Source organism: Streptomyces sp. NPDC042002 (genome assembly GCF_055588305.1).
On the sequence record NZ_JBVJCT010000029.1, the window covers coordinates 43,368 to 58,123 of the forward strand.

Consider the following 14,756-nt stretch of genomic DNA (forward strand, 5'->3'; position numbering starts at 1 on the left):
GTAGCGCCAGTGTGAGCGGTGGATCAGGTGATTCACGCCACGACGGCGCGGCGGGGTCGGCTGGCCCGCTCGGTGGTGCCCCACCCTGCCATGCCGACTCGTCGCTCCCTCTCGCTGATGTCACGGAACGGACCCATGCCTGCGGAAGCCAAGGCGGACTCGAAGAACGCGCGACCGGCGCCGGGGGCCAGCACGCCCGCCGCGCCTTCCGGCAGCGCGCCCTCCCGGCCGCACCCCATCTCGCGTCCCGCCTCTCCCCCGCTCACCGAGCGGCAGGAGGCGCGCCGTCGCCGGATCCTGCACGCGAGCGCGCAGCTGGCCAGCCGGGGCGGCTTCGACGCCGTGCAGATGCGCGAGGTCGCGGAGTCCTCGCAGGTGGCTCTCGGCACGCTGTACCGCTACTTCCCCTCGAAGGTGCATCTGCTGGTCGCCACGATGCAGGACCAGCTGGAGCACATGCACGGCACGCTGCGCAAGAAGCCGCCGGGCGGGGACACGGCAGCGGAGCGGGTGGCGGAGACCCTGATGCGGGCGTTCCGTGCTCTCCAGCGCGAGCCGCACCTCGCCGACGCGATGGTCCGCGCGCTCACCTTCGCGGACCGCAGTGTCAGCCCCGAGGTCGACCAGGTCTCGCGGCAGACCACGGTGATCATCCTGGACGCGATGGGCCTGGACGACCCGACGCCGGCCCAGCTCTCCGCCGTACGGGTCATCGAGCACACCTGGCACTCGGCCCTGATCACCTGGCTCTCCGGCCGCGCGTCCATCGCGCAGGTCAAGATAGACATCGAGACGGTCTGCCGCCTGATCGACCTGACCGACCCGAGGGGCCAGTAGGCCCCGTACCACCGGGACAGCCGGGACGACCGGGAGCCTCTGGACGACCGGCCCCGCCCCGGCCCGGGACCGGGCCTATTCCTCCGGCGGGAACACCGGCTCGCCGCTGCCCGGCAGGGAGATCATGACGGCCTCGACCGGGCAGCCCTCGGCCGCTTCGAGGATCTTCTCGTTGGCGTCGGTCTCCGACTCGACCGGGTGGGACTGCATGCCTGCGTCCAGACGGAAGGCGTCCGGGGCGTGGTGGACGCACTGGGCGGAGCCGATGCAGACGGAACGGTCGACCTCGACCCGCCAGCGGTCGCCCATCCTCAGGCCTCCCAGCCGGCCGGCAGGTGGATCATCTTGTGCTCCAGGAACTCGCCGTATCCCTCGGGCCCGAACTCCCGCCCCAGGCCCGAGTTCTTGTAGCCGCCGAAGGGGCCCAGCATGTCGAGGCTGAAGGTGTTGACCGAGTAGGTGCCGGTACGGACCCGGCGGGCGATGTCGATGCCGTGGGCGACGTCCGCCGTCCAGACGCTGCCGCTCAGCCCGTAGTCGGAGTCGTTGGCGATCTTCACGGCCTCGGTCTCGTCGCCGTAGGGGAGCAGGCAGATCACCGGGCCGAAGATCTCCTCCCGGGCGATGCGCATCGAGTTGTCGACGTCGCCGAAGAGGGTCGGCTCGACGTACCAGCCCCGGTCGAGCCCCTGCGGACGCCCGCCGCCTGCCAGGATCTTGGCGCCCTCCTCCTGGCCGATGCGGATGTAGTCGAGGTTGCGCCGCCGCTGGCGCTCGGCGACCAGCGGGCCGACCTGGGTGGCCGGGTCGAGCGGATCGCCGACGACCAGCGCGTTCGCCGCCGCGGCGAAGGCGTCCGCGAACTCGTCGTAGCGCGAGCGCGGTACGAGGATGCGGGTCTGGGCGACGCAGGCCTGGCCGTTGTTCATCCAGGCCGCCGAGACGATCCCGGGGACCGAGGTGCCGAGGTCCGCGTCGGGCAGCACCACGGCAGCCGACTTGCCGCCCAACTCCAGTGTCACGCGAGTGAGATGGCGTGCGGCCACCTCCATCACCCGCTTGCCCGCCGCGACCGAGCCGGTGAAGGAGACCTTGTCGATGCCGGGGTGTCCCACCAGGTACTCGCTGACCTCGCGGTCCGCCGGAAGGATCGACAGGACCCCTTCGGGCAGCCCGGCCTCCTTCGCGATCTCGCCCAGCAGATAGGCGTCCAGGGGCGATTCGGGCGACGGCTTCAGTACGGCGGTGCAGCCGGTCAGCAGCGCGGGCGCGAGCTTGGCCGCCGCCACGAACTGCGGGACGTTCCACGGCACCACGGCCGCCACCACGCCCACCGGCTCACGGCGGACGAGGAGCTTGCCGAGGACTCCGTCGCGCGTCTCCTCGTACGTGTAGCCGCGCGCGACGGTGATCGCCGCGTCCCACACCATCATCGCGCCGAGGGCCTGAGCGAGGACGCTCCAGGAGTAGGGGGAGCCGTTCTCGGAGGAGATGACGCGGGCGATCTCCTCGTGGCGTACGGCGATGGCGTCCTTGATCCGCGTCACGACCGCGATCCGCTCGTCGAGACCCATGCGCGGCCAGGGGCCCTCGTCGAACGCCCGGCGCGCGGCGGCGACGGCCCGGTCGACGTCCGCCGCCGAGGCGTGCGGCACCCGGCCGATGACCTCCTCGGTGTGCGGCGAGATCACCTCGATGACGTCCTTGCCCAGGGGGTCGGTCAACTCCCCGCCGATGAACAGCTGTCCGTGTTCCACGAGCTCGGTCATGGCCGACTGCCTCCCAGGGACGCTCACTGCCAGCACTTCTGACGCTTCATCAGATACGAGAACTGAATACCAGTTCCGGTGAGATGAGTCCACGGCCGGGACGCGGCCCTCCGCGCGGACCCGGCAATCGACTCGGGCCGCATACGGTCGACTTGGGCTCCCATTGGAACTCGTTCTAGTTATAGTGGCGAGAACTCGGCGATGGGTGGAAGCGCATGACGCAGGTGACCGATCACGGCGGGGGCGTACGGTCGATCAGAGTCCCCATCCCGGACAACCCGCTCGGCCATACGCTGGTGTATCTGGTCGACACCGACGCCGGGCCCGTGCTCATCGACACGGGCTGGGACGACCCCGCCTCCTGGGACACCCTCGTCGAGGGGATCACCGGCTGCGGAACCTCCGTCGCGGAGATCCACGGCGTGGTCATCACCCACCACCATCCCGATCACCACGGTCTGTCGGGCCGGGTCCGCGAGGCGTCCGGCGCCTGGATCGCGATGCACGCCGCCGACACGGCGATCGTCCGGCGCACCCGGGAGAGCCGGCCCGAGCTCTGGTTCGCCTACATGGCCGCCAAGCTGGCCGCCTCCGGCGCCCCGGAGGACCACGTCGCCCCCCTGCGCGAGGCGCAGACGTCCGTACGCCGCCCCAGCACCCTGCCCGGCTTCTCCCCCGCGCTGCCCGACCGCGAGATCGTCCCCGGCGAGTTCGTCGCCCTGCCAGGCCGCCGACTGCGCGCCGTCTGGACCCCCGGCCACACACCCGGGCACGTCTGCCTCCACCTGGAGGAGGCCCACCCGGCTCAACTGCCCGGCAACGGACGTCTGTTCTCCGGCGACCACCTGCTGCCGAGGATCACCCCGCACATCGGCCTCTACGAGGACCCGGGCGCCCTCGGGCACCCTCCCTACCCGAACGGGATCGAGAGCCTCGGGGAGATCGCCGATCCGCTCGGCGACTACCTCGACTCCCTGGAGCGCGTCGGCCGTCTCGACCCCGCCGAGGTTCTCCCGGCCCACCAGCACGTGTTCACCGATGCCCCGTCCCGCGTCGCGGAGTTGCTCGCGCACCACGAGGAACGGCTCACCGGCCTGCTCACCCTGCTCTCCGTCCCGCTCACGCCCTGGCAGCTCGCCGAGCGCATGGAGTGGAACCGCCCCTGGGCCGACATCCCCTACGGATCACGGAACATCGCGGTCTCCGAGGCCGAGGCCCATGTACGCCGACTGGTGAAACTGGGACGAGCGGAGGCGGTGACGGGCACCGATCCGGTGACGTACGTGACGGCGTGACGCCGTCGCGCCCGACGGGGCGCGGGTCGGGAGTCAGTGGCAGTCGCCGGGCGCGGGGCACTGGCGGTCGCAGGGCTCGGGTCCCTGGTGACCGCCGAGCGCCGGTCCCTGGCGGTCGCCGAGCGCCGGTCCCTGGTGGCCGCCGGGCGCGGGACACCGTCCGCGCGTCGCCGAGTCGCGGATCGCCGGTCCGGTCCGCGCCTCCCGCAGAAGTCACCGGTCGCCGGATCGCGCGTCACGAGTCGCGGTCGCGAGTGACGGGCTCTTCTGGTCGCACGTCACGAGCCTCCGGTCGCACAGTCGTCGGTCTCCCAGTCCCTGGTCGCCGACCGCGAGGGAAGGTGCGCCGGTCGCGCCGCAGGTCCCGGAGTGAGGGGCGGACGCAGCTCACCAGCCGTGGACCGCGTAGTCCAGCCCCTCCTCGTACGGCATCGTGCGCCCCTCCTCGTACGCCTTCTCGTAGGCCGGGTCGCCGATCTCGCCGCGGACGCGGAGTTCGTGCGAGCGTCGGGTGGCCATCAGGTCGGGAGAGTCCATCTGGGCGCGCCCGGTGAGTTCCCACACGCGCTCGCCGATGCCGAGAAGGCGGGCCGCCCGGTGGCCGTCGCCCGCGGCGACGACTCCCGCCGCGAGCACGTCGAGGGCCATCGCGGCGCCCACGGTGTTGTGCAGCAGCCCGTGCCCGGCCAGCGCGGTGCGGGCGTTGCGGACGGCCGCACCGACGTCCCCGCGGAGCAGATCGGTCTGGGCCACCACGCCGTCGGCGAAGGCGCGCGCCCACGACTCCCCGCACGCCACGCTCTCCGCGCGCACCTCCTCGGCCACCGCACGCGCCCGCTCGTTGTCCCCGCTCAGCAGATACGCGAGGGCCAGCGCCAGCCGGACCTGGAGTTGCGCCGCCCCGAACCAGTCCCGCCTGACCGGCAGCCGGGGTGCGCCGGTCAGCACCTGGATCGCCTCGGACAGGCGTCCGCTCAGCGCGAGTTGGCCGCCCCGGATGTACTTGGCGGCCACCACCGCCACCGGGTCGCCCTGTTCCCTCGCCGCGTCGGCGCAGCGCACCGCCCAGTTGGCCGCGGTCTCCAGATCGCCCTGGAGCAGCGCGACCGCACCGCGTGTCCACACCGCGCGGATGCGGTCGGGTCCGGGCGGCGCGCCGTTCGCCAGTGCCTGGTCGAGACAGTGCCGGGCGTCGCGCAGATGGCCGCAGTGCCGCCACAGGAAACCGATGTCGGCAGCCATGGCGAGGGCGACCCGTCCGTCGGGTTCGGTGAGCGCGCAGTCCATGGCCGCGCGGAGATTGGCGTGTTCGGTGAGGGTGCGCTCGCACCAGGCCGCCTGGCGTCCGGTGTTCCACTCGGCGCAGCCCTCGCGGGCCAGCCGCCGGTAGTGGTCGCGGTGACGCAGCCGCAGGGTGTGTTCCTCACCCAGCGCGCGCAGCCAGTCGGCGCCGAACTCCCTTACGGTGTCGAGGAGTCGGTAGCGGTCGGGGTCGGCGTGGTGGCGGCTCACGATGGACTGCTCGACGAGCCGGTCGAGGAGGCCGGGGATCCGGCCGGCGGGCAGCGGACCGCCCGCGCAGACGTCTTCGGCGGCGCTCGCGCGGAAGCCGCCCGCGAACACCGAGAGCCGGGCCCACAGCAGTCGTTCCAGCGGTGCGCACAGTTCGTGGCTCCAGCCGATGGCCGTGCGCAGGGTCTGGTGCCGGGGCGGTCCTTCGTCCTCGCGCGCGGCGAGCAGGTCGAGCCGGGACGGCAGCCGCTCGCCGAGCAGGCCGCTCAACTGCTCCAGGGTGAGTTCGCCGAGCCGGACGGCGGCGAGCTCGATGGCGAGCGGGATGCCGTCGAGGCGACGGCACACGGCCTCCGCGGCGGGACGGTCGGTGGCGGCGAGGGGGAATCCGCTGTCGGCGGCGCGGTCGGCGAACAGGGCCACCGCGTCGCCGGTGACCGGCATCGGGTCGAGGCGCAGGACGCGTTCGCCCGGCAGGCCGAGCGGTTCGCGGCTGGTGAGGAGGACGCGCAGGCCCGGCAGCAGGGGCAGCAGCGTCTCGACGAAGGCCACGCAGTCCGCGAGGACGTGCTCGCAGGAGTCGAGGACCAGCAGCAGCCTTTTGCCCCGGGCCCATTCGGCGACCACTTCGGTGACCGGCCGTGTCGACCGGTCGGAGAGCCGCAGCGCCTCCACGGCGGCGAGGCCCACCAGTCCGGCGGTGTGCAGCGGGGAGAGCTCCACCAGCCAGACCCCGTCGGGGTACGCGCCTTCGATCCGGCCGGTGGCCTGGAGGGCGAGCCGGGTCTTGCCGACTCCGCCGACGCCGACCAGGCTCACCAGCCGGTCGATCCCGGTACCCGGATCCAGTTCGCGCTCCAGCCGGCCGAGCTCCTCGAGCCGTCCGATGAAACTCCGCGTCGGTACGGGCAGGTTGCCGGGCCGTCCACCGGACGCTCTGCCGGGCCGTCCACCGGTCGTGTTGTCGGGCACGCGCACCAGTGTGACCGGATCGCACACGTGCGATGCCCCGCTCCCCGGACTCGGACAAAAGACCCACAGCGCAAGGTCATTTCCGGGCACCTTCCGGCGAGATGTGATCAACTCTCCGTCGGCGTGGGCGACGAGCGCGGTTTTCGGCGATTGTCGGGTGATGCGTGAAAGGGAGCAGCGGGGCGAGCGGATGTCCGCCGACGACGGAGGCGACGGCCAGGTCGGAGCCGGGTTCCCGTGGCCGGTGCTCGTGCCGCCGGCCGTCTGTCTGGCGGCGGCCCTGCCCCATCTGCTGGACGACCGCGTGCCACCCCTGGTCACCCTGCTGCTGATCGGGCCGCTGCTGGCGTGCGCGCGGTTCGGGGTGCGCCGGACCCTGCTGGTCTGCTGCTGGTCGGCGGCGCTGGGCCTCGCGACGGGCCTCGCCGACGGTGACGCGACCGGCCTCGACTTCGGCGTCCACTTCGGCGGGCTGCTGCTCGGCTGCGCGATCACGGTGTACACGGCCGGCCGGCGTGAGCGTCTGACGGAGGCGTTGGCGCGGGCCCGCGAGGTCGCCCGGGTCACCCAGGCGGCGATCCTGCGGCCCATCTCCCGCATGCTGGGCGGCACTCAGGTGTGCACCCGCTACCACTGCTCCGGCACCGAGTCGACGGTCGGCGGCGATCTGTACGACGTCGCGGTGACCCCGTACGGGCTACGGGTCCTGGTGGGCGACGTACGCGGGCACGGCCTCGACGCCCTCAGGCTGACCGCCGAGACGATCACCGGTTTCCGTGAACTCGCCTACACCGCGCCCGATCTGCCGGCCCTCGCCGACGGGCTCGACACCCGCCTCGGACCGGAGCTGGGACCGGAGGACTTCGTCACCGCCCTGCTCGCCGAGTTCGCGCCCGGCGAGGTGCGGCTGGTCAACTGCGGTCACCCCGCGCCGCTGCGCTCCGGCCGGAGCGTCGAGTTCCTCGAACCCGAGTTCCCCACACCGCCGTTGGGGCTGCGACCCGATCCCCGGCAGTACCGCGTGCGGCTCCAGCCCGGTGACCGCCTGCTCCTGTACACGGACGGACTGACCGAGGGCCGCGACCCGGACGGCATCCCGTTCCCGCTGCTCGGCGAGGCCGCCCTCGCGCTGCGCGAACCCCTCCCCGAGGACGCCCTGAACGCCTTGCACGCCAGCCTGCTCCGGCACACCGGCGCGCCACTCGCGGACGATCTCGCGCTGGTCCTGTGCCAGCCGGTGGAGGCCGCGGTCCCCGCGCGCGTTCTGTGACGACCGGTCGAATCGGCCGCCGGTGACGACGGCTCGGACCACGGGTTCCGCCGCGCGCACGCTTCCCCGCGCGCGTGCCGTGAGCCGCGTCGTCCGGCCGCCGTTCAGCCGCTCAGCTCAGCAGCGCCCGGATCAACTCGTCCGCGTCACCCAGGAGTTCGACCTCGTGCGCGCTCATCGTCGGGTTGGCCGCCCGGCGCCGTCCCGCCTCCATGAGCCCCTCCTCGGTCACCCGGTCCTCGTTCCCGTCGAGCAGCGCGTCCAGCGTCTCCTCGGCCACGTCCCCGATCGCCTCGCCGCCGACGGCGACCTGGGCGAGGATCACGGCGGACATGGCCCAGTCGAGGTCGGGCAGCCCCTCCTCGGCGTTGGACCAGTCGATGACCTTCGGTCCGTCCGGGGTGAGCATCACGTTGTCGGGGTGCAGATCCAGGTGCAGGACGCGGACCGCGGGGTCGGCGGAGAGCCGGGCGGGCACGGCGTGCAGCTTGCGCAGCAGCCGGGCCAGGGTGAGACCCGCCTCCTGGGCGGAGAGCAGGCCCTGGCCGAAGGCCTCCAGCATGGTCGGTCCGGACAGCCGCTCCATGACCAGATCGCCGCGGGTCGCCGCCCGTACACCCGGCACCGGATAGCCGTGCGAGCGCAGGTGCTGCATCACCGCCGCCTCGGCCGTCGCGTCGCCCCAGCCCGCGCGGTCCCGCCGCAGCACCCACGCCTCGTCGATCTCGTAGACGTCCGCCGAACGCCCCGAGCCGAGCAGTCTCCCCGTTCGCATGGCCCGAACCTAGCGGATTTCGTTCGGCTCGCCCCGGCTCCGCGGTGATCCGAACGACACCCGCTCGCCCTTCCCGCACCCGCTCCACAGGCGGCACTCGGGGAATTCCGGGCGGCCGGTAGAGTGAGCGCGTCGTCATCACGCCCGTACGAGGAGAAGCCGGTGCAAATCCGGCGCTGACCCGCAACCGTGAGCCACTTCGGTGGTGAGCCGGATCGCCTCGCCCGGGACGTGACCGGCTCGTGCCCTCGGCAGCCCGCCGACGGCCGGCACCGTCGAGGGATACGGAGCCGGAGCCGCCCGGAATCCTCAGCGTGCCCGGTGCTGCCCGGCTCCCCGCAGGGAGAGTCATGTTTGTTCGCCGCACCGCAGCGGTACTGGCCGCCACCGCCGTCATCGGGGCGGTCGCCGCACCGGCCGCTTTCGCCGCCGACTCGTCCCCCTCGCCGTCGCCCTCGGCGGCGCTCCCCTCGGGCCTGTTCGGCTCCACCGACCCGACCTACGACGGCGTCTGGCGGCAGTCGCTCGCGCTGCTCGCCCAGCACACCGTCGGCGTGACCCCCGCCGTCAAGGCCGTGGACTGGCTGACCGGTCAGCAGTGCGCGAACGGCGCCTTCGCCGCGTACCGCCCCGACGCGACCGCCGCGTGCGACGCCAAGACGCAGGTCGACACCAACAGCACGGCCGCCGCCGTCCAGGCCCTCGCGGCGCTCCCCGGGCAGGACGATGCCACCGGCAGGGCCGTGACCTGGCTGAAGTCCGCGCAGAACAAGGACGGCGGCTGGGGCTACATGGCCGGCGGAGCCAGCGACGCCAACTCGACGTCCGTCGTGATCGGCGCGCTGACGGCGGTCGACAAGAAGCCCCAGAACGTCTCCAAGGACGGCAAGTCCCCGTACGACGCCCTGCTGAAGCTGTCGATGCCGTGCAAGGGAGAGGGCGGCGGCGCCTTCGCCTACCAGCCCGACAAGAAGGGCGAGCTGGCGGCGAACGCGGACGCGACCGCGGCGGGCGTGGTCGGCAGCCTGGGCGAGGGCTTCGCGGCCGAGGCCGGCGGGCTGCCGTACAGCCGCACGCAGTGCGCGACCGCTGCCACTCCCGGCCCCCAGGACGCGGCGGGGAACGGCGCCGACTATCTCGCCACGGCCCTGGCGAAGACCTCGTACCTGAAGTCCGCGCTCCCCGGTGCCGCGGACCAGCCCGACTACGGCAACACCGCGGACGCGGTGGTGGCCCTCTCGGCGGACGGTGCGACGAAACTCGCGCAGAAGCCGCTCGCCTGGCTGGAGAAGAACTCCGCGGCCTGGGCGGCCAAGTCGGGCCCCGCCGCGTACGCGCAGCTGATCTTCGCCGCGCACGCCACCGGCACCGACCCGCGCGACTTCGGCGGCAAGGACCTGGTCGCGCTGCTGGGCGCGACGGGCCCCGCGCCGAGCGCGGCGGGTGCCTCGGCCACCCCGAGCGAGAAGAAGAAGGACGAGAAGAAGGACGACGGCAACGGGCTCGGCGTCTGGTGGATCGTCGGCGTCGGCCTGGTCGCGGGCATCGGCATCGGCTTCCTGATCAGCGGCCGCAACAAGAAGCGTCAGCTGTGACCGGCCGTCGGACGACCGCGCCCGCCCTGGCGCTCGCGCTGGCTCTCCTGCTCCTCGTCCTCGGCGGCGCGGGGCAGGCCCGGGCCGTCGGCTACCGCTACTGGTCCTTCTGGGACCTGACCGGCGGGAAGTGGACGTACGCCACCCAGGGTCCGTCGACCGCGCGGCCGTCCGACGGCGATGTCCAGGGCTTCCGCTTCGCGGTGAGCGAGGACTCCCGGCACGCCGTACAGCCGCGCGGGGGGCGGGAGTTCGCCACGATATGCGCCAAGACGCCTGCCCAGCGGGGCAAGAAGCGGGTGGCCCTGGTCATCGACCCGGGTACGGCCGCCGACGCGCCGTCCGGCGAGCGGCCGCCGTCCCCGCGTACCGCCTGCGCCCGTGTCGCCCCCGACGCGAGCACGGCGGAGGCCCTGGCCGCGGTCGCCAAGCCCCTGCGCTACGACACCAACGCCCTGCTGTGCGCGATCTCGGGCTATCCGCGAACGGGCTGCGGCGACCCGGTCGCGGCCGGCGGACCGACCGCGCCCGCCCGCACGCACGCCTCCGAACCGGCCCACCACGGCCCCTCGGTGGGCCTGCTGGCGGGAGCGGCGGCGGTGGCCGCGCTGGGTGCGGCGGCCGTCTGGCAGGGCCGCCGGCGCAAGGGCTGAGGCACCGATCATGACCAAGGGCGATCCCGAACGCCCCACCGCCGCGGGCCGTCGCCCCGCGCCGCGGTGGGAGCCTCCCCTGTCCGAACGGGACCCGGAACCCAGGACGATGGGACCCCAGCCGTCCGAACAGGACCGGGAAACCAGGACGGTGGGACCTCAGCCGTCCGAACAGGACCGGGAACCCAGGACGGTGGGACCTCAGCGCCCGGCGCCGGATGCCGGCCCGACCGGGCGGGCGCCCGGCTCCAGCGCCCGCGCCCTCCCTCTCTCCCGCACACCGGGGGCGACCCGTGCGAACGCCCTGCACCCCGGCGCCTGGTGGATCTGGGCCCTGGGGCTCGGCACGGCGGCCTCCCGCACCACGAACCCCCTCCTCCTCGCGCTCCTGATCGGCGTGGCGGGCTTCGTGGTGGCCACCCATCGCACCGACGCCCCCTGGGCCCGCTCCTACACCGCGTTCGTGAAGCTGGCCGCGGCCGTCCTCGTCATCCGGCTGGCCTTCGCGGTCCTCCTCGGCTCCCCCGTCCCCGGGTCCCACGTGCTCGTCACGCTTCCCGAAATCCCCCTCCCGCACTGGGCACAGGGGATCCGCATCGGCGGCCGGGTCACCGCCGAGGGCCTGCTCTTCGCGCTGTACGACGGACTGAAGCTGGCCGCGCTGCTCGTCTGCGTCGGCGCGGCGAACGCCCTCGCGAACCCGGCACGGCTGCTCAAGTCACTTCCGGGAGCGCTGTACGAGGCGGGCGTCGCGGTGGTCGTCGCGCTCACCTTCGCCCCGCATCTGATCGCCGACGTCCAGCGACTGCGCGCCGCGCGCCGGCTCCGTGGCCGCCCCGACCGGGGGCTGCGCGGCCTGCTGCACGTCGGACTCCCGGTCCTGGAGGGCGCGTTGGAGCGTTCGGTCGCGCTGGCGGCGGCGATGGACGCACGCGGGTACGGGCGCACGGCACAGGTCCCGCCCGCCGTCCGCCGGACCACCGGAGCCCTCACCCTGGGCGGCCTGCTCGGCGTCTGCGCGGGCACCTACGGGCTGTTGACCGCGGCGGGCGACACCTACGGCCTGCCGGTCCTGCTGGCCGGGCTCGGCGCGGCGCTCGGCGGCCTGTGGCTGGGCGGCCGCCGTTCACCGCGGACGCGGTACCGGCCGGACACCTGGGGTGTCCGGGCCTGGCTGGTCGCCGGGTCGGGTGTGGCGGTCGCGGCCCTGATGATCGTCGCCGCGTCCTACGACCCCGCCGCGCTGAGCCCCGGCGTCATCCCCCTGGTGACCCCAGCTCTCCCTCTCTGGCCGACAGCGGCGGTCATGCTCGGCCTGCTCCCCGCCTTCCTGGCCCCGGCCCCCCAGCGAACCCCGGCCCCCGAGGAGTCACCGTGATCCGTTTCGAGGATGTCTCCGTGACGTACGCCGGGGCGGCCGAACCCGCCGTCCGGGGCGTGGACTTCGAGGTCCCGGAGGGCGAACTGGTGCTGCTGGTCGGCCCGTCCGGGGTCGGCAAGTCGACGGTGCTGGGCGCGGTGAGCGGACTGGTCCCGCACTTCACCGGCGGAACCCTGCGCGGCCGGGTCACCGTCGCGGGGCGGGACACCCGTACGCACAAGCCGCGTGAACTCGCGGACGTGGTCGGCACGGTCGGCCAGGACCCGCTGTCCCACTTCGTGACGGACACCGTGGAGGACGAACTCGCGTACGGCATGGAGTCGTTGGGTCTGGCACCGGCGGTGATGCGCCGCCGCGTGGAGGAGACCCTCGACCTCCTCTCCCTGGCCGACCTCCGCGACCGTCCGATCGCCACCCTGTCCGGCGGCCAGCAGCAGCGGGTCGCGATCGGCTCGGTACTCACCCCGCACCCCCGGGTCCTGGTCCTCGACGAACCCACCTCGGCCCTGGACCCCGGCGCCGCCGAGGAGGTCCTCGCCGTCCTGCAGCGCCTGGTCCACGACCTGGGCACGACGGTCCTGATGGCCGAGCACCGCCTGGAACGCGTCGTCCAGTACGCCGACCGGCTCGCCCTCCTCCCCGCGCCGGGAGCGCCCCTGACGCTCGGCACCCCGTCGGAGATCATGGCCGTCTCCCCGGTCTGCCCCCCGGTGGTGGAACTGGGCCGCCTGGCCGGCTGGTCCCCGCTCCCCCTGACCGTGCGCGACGCACGACGCCGAGCGGGAACCCTGCGCGAGCGCCTCTCGACAACGTCCCCGCAACCCACCCCGGCCACCGCCCGGGCCGCCCCTTCGGAACGGACCGAATCCACCGGACCGACGGAACCCGCCACACCCCTCACACCCACCGCGCCCCTCCCCCCGATAGCGCCACGCCCCACCTCCCTCTTCACTCGCCACCGGCTCCTCCTCCGCAGACGCGGCGCCGGCACGGCTTCTCCCCCGCCCCTCTCGGAGGTGGCCGTCGTCAAGTCGCTGGCCGTCCGGCGCGGGCGGGTCGAGGCGCTCCGCAGGGTCGACCTCACCGCAGGACCCGGCGAGACCATCGCGCTGATGGGCCGCAACGGCGCCGGGAAGTCGACGCTGCTCGGCGCGCTGGTCGGACTGGTCGAGCCGACCGCCGGATCCGTGCGGGTGGGCGGGGCCGTACCGCATCGCACGGCCCCGCGTGAGCTCGTACGCCGTGTGGGACTCGTACCGCAGGAGCCCCGGGATCTGCTGTACGCGGACACGGTGGCCGCCGAGTGCGCGGCGGCGGACGAGGATGCCGGGGCCGCCTCCGGGACCTGCCGGGCGCTGGTGTCCGAGCTGCTGCCGGACATCGCGGACGACACGCACCCCCGTGACCTGTCGGAGGGCCAGCGGCTGGCGCTGGCGCTGGCCGTCGTCCTGACGGCCCGCCCCCCGCTGCTGCTCCTCGACGAGCCGACCCGCGGTCTCGACTACGCGGCGAAGGCCCGGCTGGTCGCCGTGCTGCGGGGGCTGGCCGCCGAGGGGCACGCCATCGTGCTGGCCACCCACGACGTGGAACTCGCCGCCGAGCTCGCCCACCGTGTGGTGATCCTCGCGGACGGTGAGGTCGTCGCCGACGGACCCACCGCCGAGGTGGTCGTCGCGTCCCCGTCGTTCGCCCCGCAGGTCGCCAAGATCCTGGCCCCCGAGCCGTGGCTCACCGTCGCCCAGGTCAGAAGGGCCCTCGCATGAGCGCCGCCGACGCGTCGGTCCACCGTCCCTCGCAACCGCAACCGCAACCGCAGCGCCAGGCCAGGGCCGTCCGCCTCGGCCCGCGTTCCGTCGCCGCGCTGGCCCTGGTCAGTGCCACCGGGGCCGCCGGATTCGGCTGGCCGCTCTTCGCGGGGCCGGGCTCGCAGGTCAGCGCGCACGCCCAGGACGCTCCATGGCTGTTCGCTGGGCTTCTCGTCCTGCTGGTCGCCGTGGTCGCGGCGACGATCTCCGAGTCGGGGCTCGGCCCGAAGGCGGTCGCCATGCTGGGCGTACTGGCCGCGACCGGCGCCGCGCTGCGCCCGATCGGGGCCGGGACCGCGGGCATCGAGCCGATGTTCTTCCTGATGGTGCTGAGTGGGCGGGTGCTCGGGCCCGGCTTCGGGTACGTGCTCGGGTCCGTGACCATGTTCGCGTCGGCGCTGCTCACCGGCGGGGTGGGGCCCTGGATGCCCTTCCAGATGCTGGCCATGGGCTGGTTCACGATGGGCGCCGGGCTGCTGCCGGGCCCGGACCGGCTGCGCGGCCGCGGAGAGCTGCTGATGCTCGCCGGATACGGCTTCCTCGCCGCCTTCGCGTACGGCACCGTCATGAACCTGGCGGGCTGGCCCTTCATGGACGCGCTGGCCTCGAACATCGCCTTCGACCCGCACGCCGCCGTCCCCGCCAACCTCGCCCGCTTCCTCGCGTACTGCCTGGCCACCTCCCTCGGCTGGGACCTGGGCCGGGCCGTCGTCACCGTCGCCCTGACCCTGACGGTCGGCGCGACCCTCCTCAAGGCACTGCGCCGGGCCACGCGCCGGGCCGCTTTCGAGAGCCCCGTCACGTTCGACCCCAGGTGAGCCGCGGTGCCGGTCACACCGCCCGGCGGCACTCCGTGGCCGCTCCCGTACGGTCCGTCAGGTGCGGGGTGAAG

General features: G+C 73.7%; 12 protein-coding genes. 8 read left to right on the forward strand and 4 right to left on the reverse strand.

The features are described 5' to 3' along the window. Nucleotides 1-135: 135 nt before the first annotated feature. Nucleotides 136-837 carry a TetR family transcriptional regulator gene (locus ACZ6KY_RS31145; protein WP_469313598.1) on the forward strand — a complete coding sequence of 234 codons (702 nt, stop codon included), beginning with the start codon at nt 136-138 and terminating at the stop codon, nt 835-837. Nucleotides 838-912: 75 nt separating this feature from the next. Here the strand turns inward: ACZ6KY_RS31145 and ACZ6KY_RS31150 are convergent, their stop codons facing one another. Then, on the reverse strand, nt 913-1,146 hold the full coding sequence (locus tag ACZ6KY_RS31150) for a ferredoxin (RefSeq protein ID WP_469313599.1): 234 nt from the start codon (nt 1,144-1,146) through the stop codon (nt 913-915). Nucleotides 1,147-1,148: 2 nt separating this feature from the next. After that, complete coding sequence (locus ACZ6KY_RS31155) at nt 1,149-2,606, reverse strand: aldehyde dehydrogenase (RefSeq protein ID WP_469313600.1); 1,458 nt, start codon at nt 2,604-2,606, stop codon at nt 1,149-1,151. Between the two features lie 215 nt (nt 2,607-2,821). Between ACZ6KY_RS31155 and ACZ6KY_RS31160 the strand changes: the two genes are divergently transcribed. Then, nucleotides 2,822-3,901 carry an MBL fold metallo-hydrolase gene (locus ACZ6KY_RS31160; protein ID WP_469313601.1) on the forward strand — a complete coding sequence of 360 codons (1,080 nt, stop codon included), beginning with the start codon at nt 2,822-2,824 and terminating at the stop codon, nt 3,899-3,901. Between the two features lie 387 nt (nt 3,902-4,288). Here the strand turns inward: ACZ6KY_RS31160 and ACZ6KY_RS31165 are convergent, their stop codons facing one another. Continuing rightward, nucleotides 4,289-6,385, reverse strand: a complete 2,097-nt coding sequence (locus tag ACZ6KY_RS31165; RefSeq protein WP_469313602.1) for an ATP-binding protein — start codon at nt 6,383-6,385, stop codon at nt 4,289-4,291. Between the two features lie 160 nt (nt 6,386-6,545). Here ACZ6KY_RS31165 and ACZ6KY_RS31170 point away from each other — a divergent pair, with 160 nt between their 5' ends. Beyond that, nucleotides 6,546-7,655, forward strand: coding sequence for a PP2C family protein-serine/threonine phosphatase (locus ACZ6KY_RS31170; protein ID WP_469313603.1), 1,110 nt, complete (start codon nt 6,546-6,548; stop codon nt 7,653-7,655). Between the two features lie 112 nt (nt 7,656-7,767). Here the strand turns inward: ACZ6KY_RS31170 and ACZ6KY_RS31175 are convergent, their stop codons facing one another. Beyond that, a complete protein-coding gene (locus ACZ6KY_RS31175) occupies nt 7,768-8,430 on the reverse strand; it encodes a phosphotransferase (protein WP_469313604.1) in 663 nt (220 codons plus the stop codon). A gap of 350 nt (nt 8,431-8,780) precedes the next feature. On the opposite strand from ACZ6KY_RS31175, the gene ACZ6KY_RS31180 reads away from it, so the two are divergent. The 5 genes from ACZ6KY_RS31180 (at nt 8,781) to ACZ6KY_RS31200 (ending at nt 14,682) form a co-directional block, all read left to right on the forward strand. Next, nucleotides 8,781-10,025, forward strand: coding sequence for a prenyltransferase/squalene oxidase repeat-containing protein (locus tag ACZ6KY_RS31180; RefSeq protein WP_469313605.1), 1,245 nt, complete (start codon nt 8,781-8,783; stop codon nt 10,023-10,025). After that, nucleotides 10,022-10,678: an SCO2322 family protein gene (locus ACZ6KY_RS31185; protein WP_469313606.1), complete on the forward strand. Its 657-nt coding sequence runs from the start codon at nt 10,022-10,024 to the stop codon at nt 10,676-10,678. The genes ACZ6KY_RS31180 and ACZ6KY_RS31185 overlap by 4 nt, the downstream gene beginning before the upstream one ends. Nucleotides 10,679-10,871: 193 nt before the next feature. Beyond that, nucleotides 10,872-12,056, forward strand: a complete 1,185-nt coding sequence (locus tag ACZ6KY_RS31190) for an energy-coupling factor transporter transmembrane component T (protein ID WP_469313607.1) — start codon at nt 10,872-10,874, stop codon at nt 12,054-12,056. Next, complete coding sequence (locus tag ACZ6KY_RS31195) at nt 12,053-13,822, forward strand: ABC transporter ATP-binding protein (RefSeq protein ID WP_469313608.1); 1,770 nt, start codon at nt 12,053-12,055, stop codon at nt 13,820-13,822. Before ACZ6KY_RS31190 ends, ACZ6KY_RS31195 begins: the two co-directional genes overlap by 4 nt. Further along, nucleotides 13,819-14,682 (forward strand): ECF transporter S component, encoded by an 864-nt coding sequence (locus ACZ6KY_RS31200; RefSeq protein ID WP_469313609.1) that lies wholly within the window; start codon nt 13,819-13,821, stop codon nt 14,680-14,682. The genes ACZ6KY_RS31195 and ACZ6KY_RS31200 overlap by 4 nt, the downstream gene beginning before the upstream one ends. The last annotated feature ends 74 nt before the right edge of the window (nt 14,683-14,756 follow it).

Coding starts and splice junctions, on each gene's coding strand:
- ACZ6KY_RS31145 (WP_469313598.1), top strand. CDS start 136: ATGCCTGCGGAAGCCAAGGCGGACTCGAAGAACGCGCGACCGGCGCCG.
- ACZ6KY_RS31150 (WP_469313599.1), bottom strand. CDS start 1,146: ATGGGCGACCGCTGGCGGGTCGAGGTCGACCGTTCCGTCTGCATCGGC.
- ACZ6KY_RS31155 (WP_469313600.1), bottom strand. CDS start 2,606: ATGACCGAGCTCGTGGAACACGGACAGCTGTTCATCGGCGGGGAGTTG.
- ACZ6KY_RS31160 (WP_469313601.1), top strand. CDS start 2,822: ATGACGCAGGTGACCGATCACGGCGGGGGCGTACGGTCGATCAGAGTC.
- ACZ6KY_RS31170 (WP_469313603.1), top strand. CDS start 6,546: ATGCGTGAAAGGGAGCAGCGGGGCGAGCGGATGTCCGCCGACGACGGA.
- ACZ6KY_RS31175 (WP_469313604.1), bottom strand. CDS start 8,430: ATGCGAACGGGGAGACTGCTCGGCTCGGGGCGTTCGGCGGACGTCTAC.
- ACZ6KY_RS31180 (WP_469313605.1), top strand. CDS start 8,781: ATGTTTGTTCGCCGCACCGCAGCGGTACTGGCCGCCACCGCCGTCATC.
- ACZ6KY_RS31200 (WP_469313609.1), top strand. CDS start 13,819: ATGAGCGCCGCCGACGCGTCGGTCCACCGTCCCTCGCAACCGCAACCG.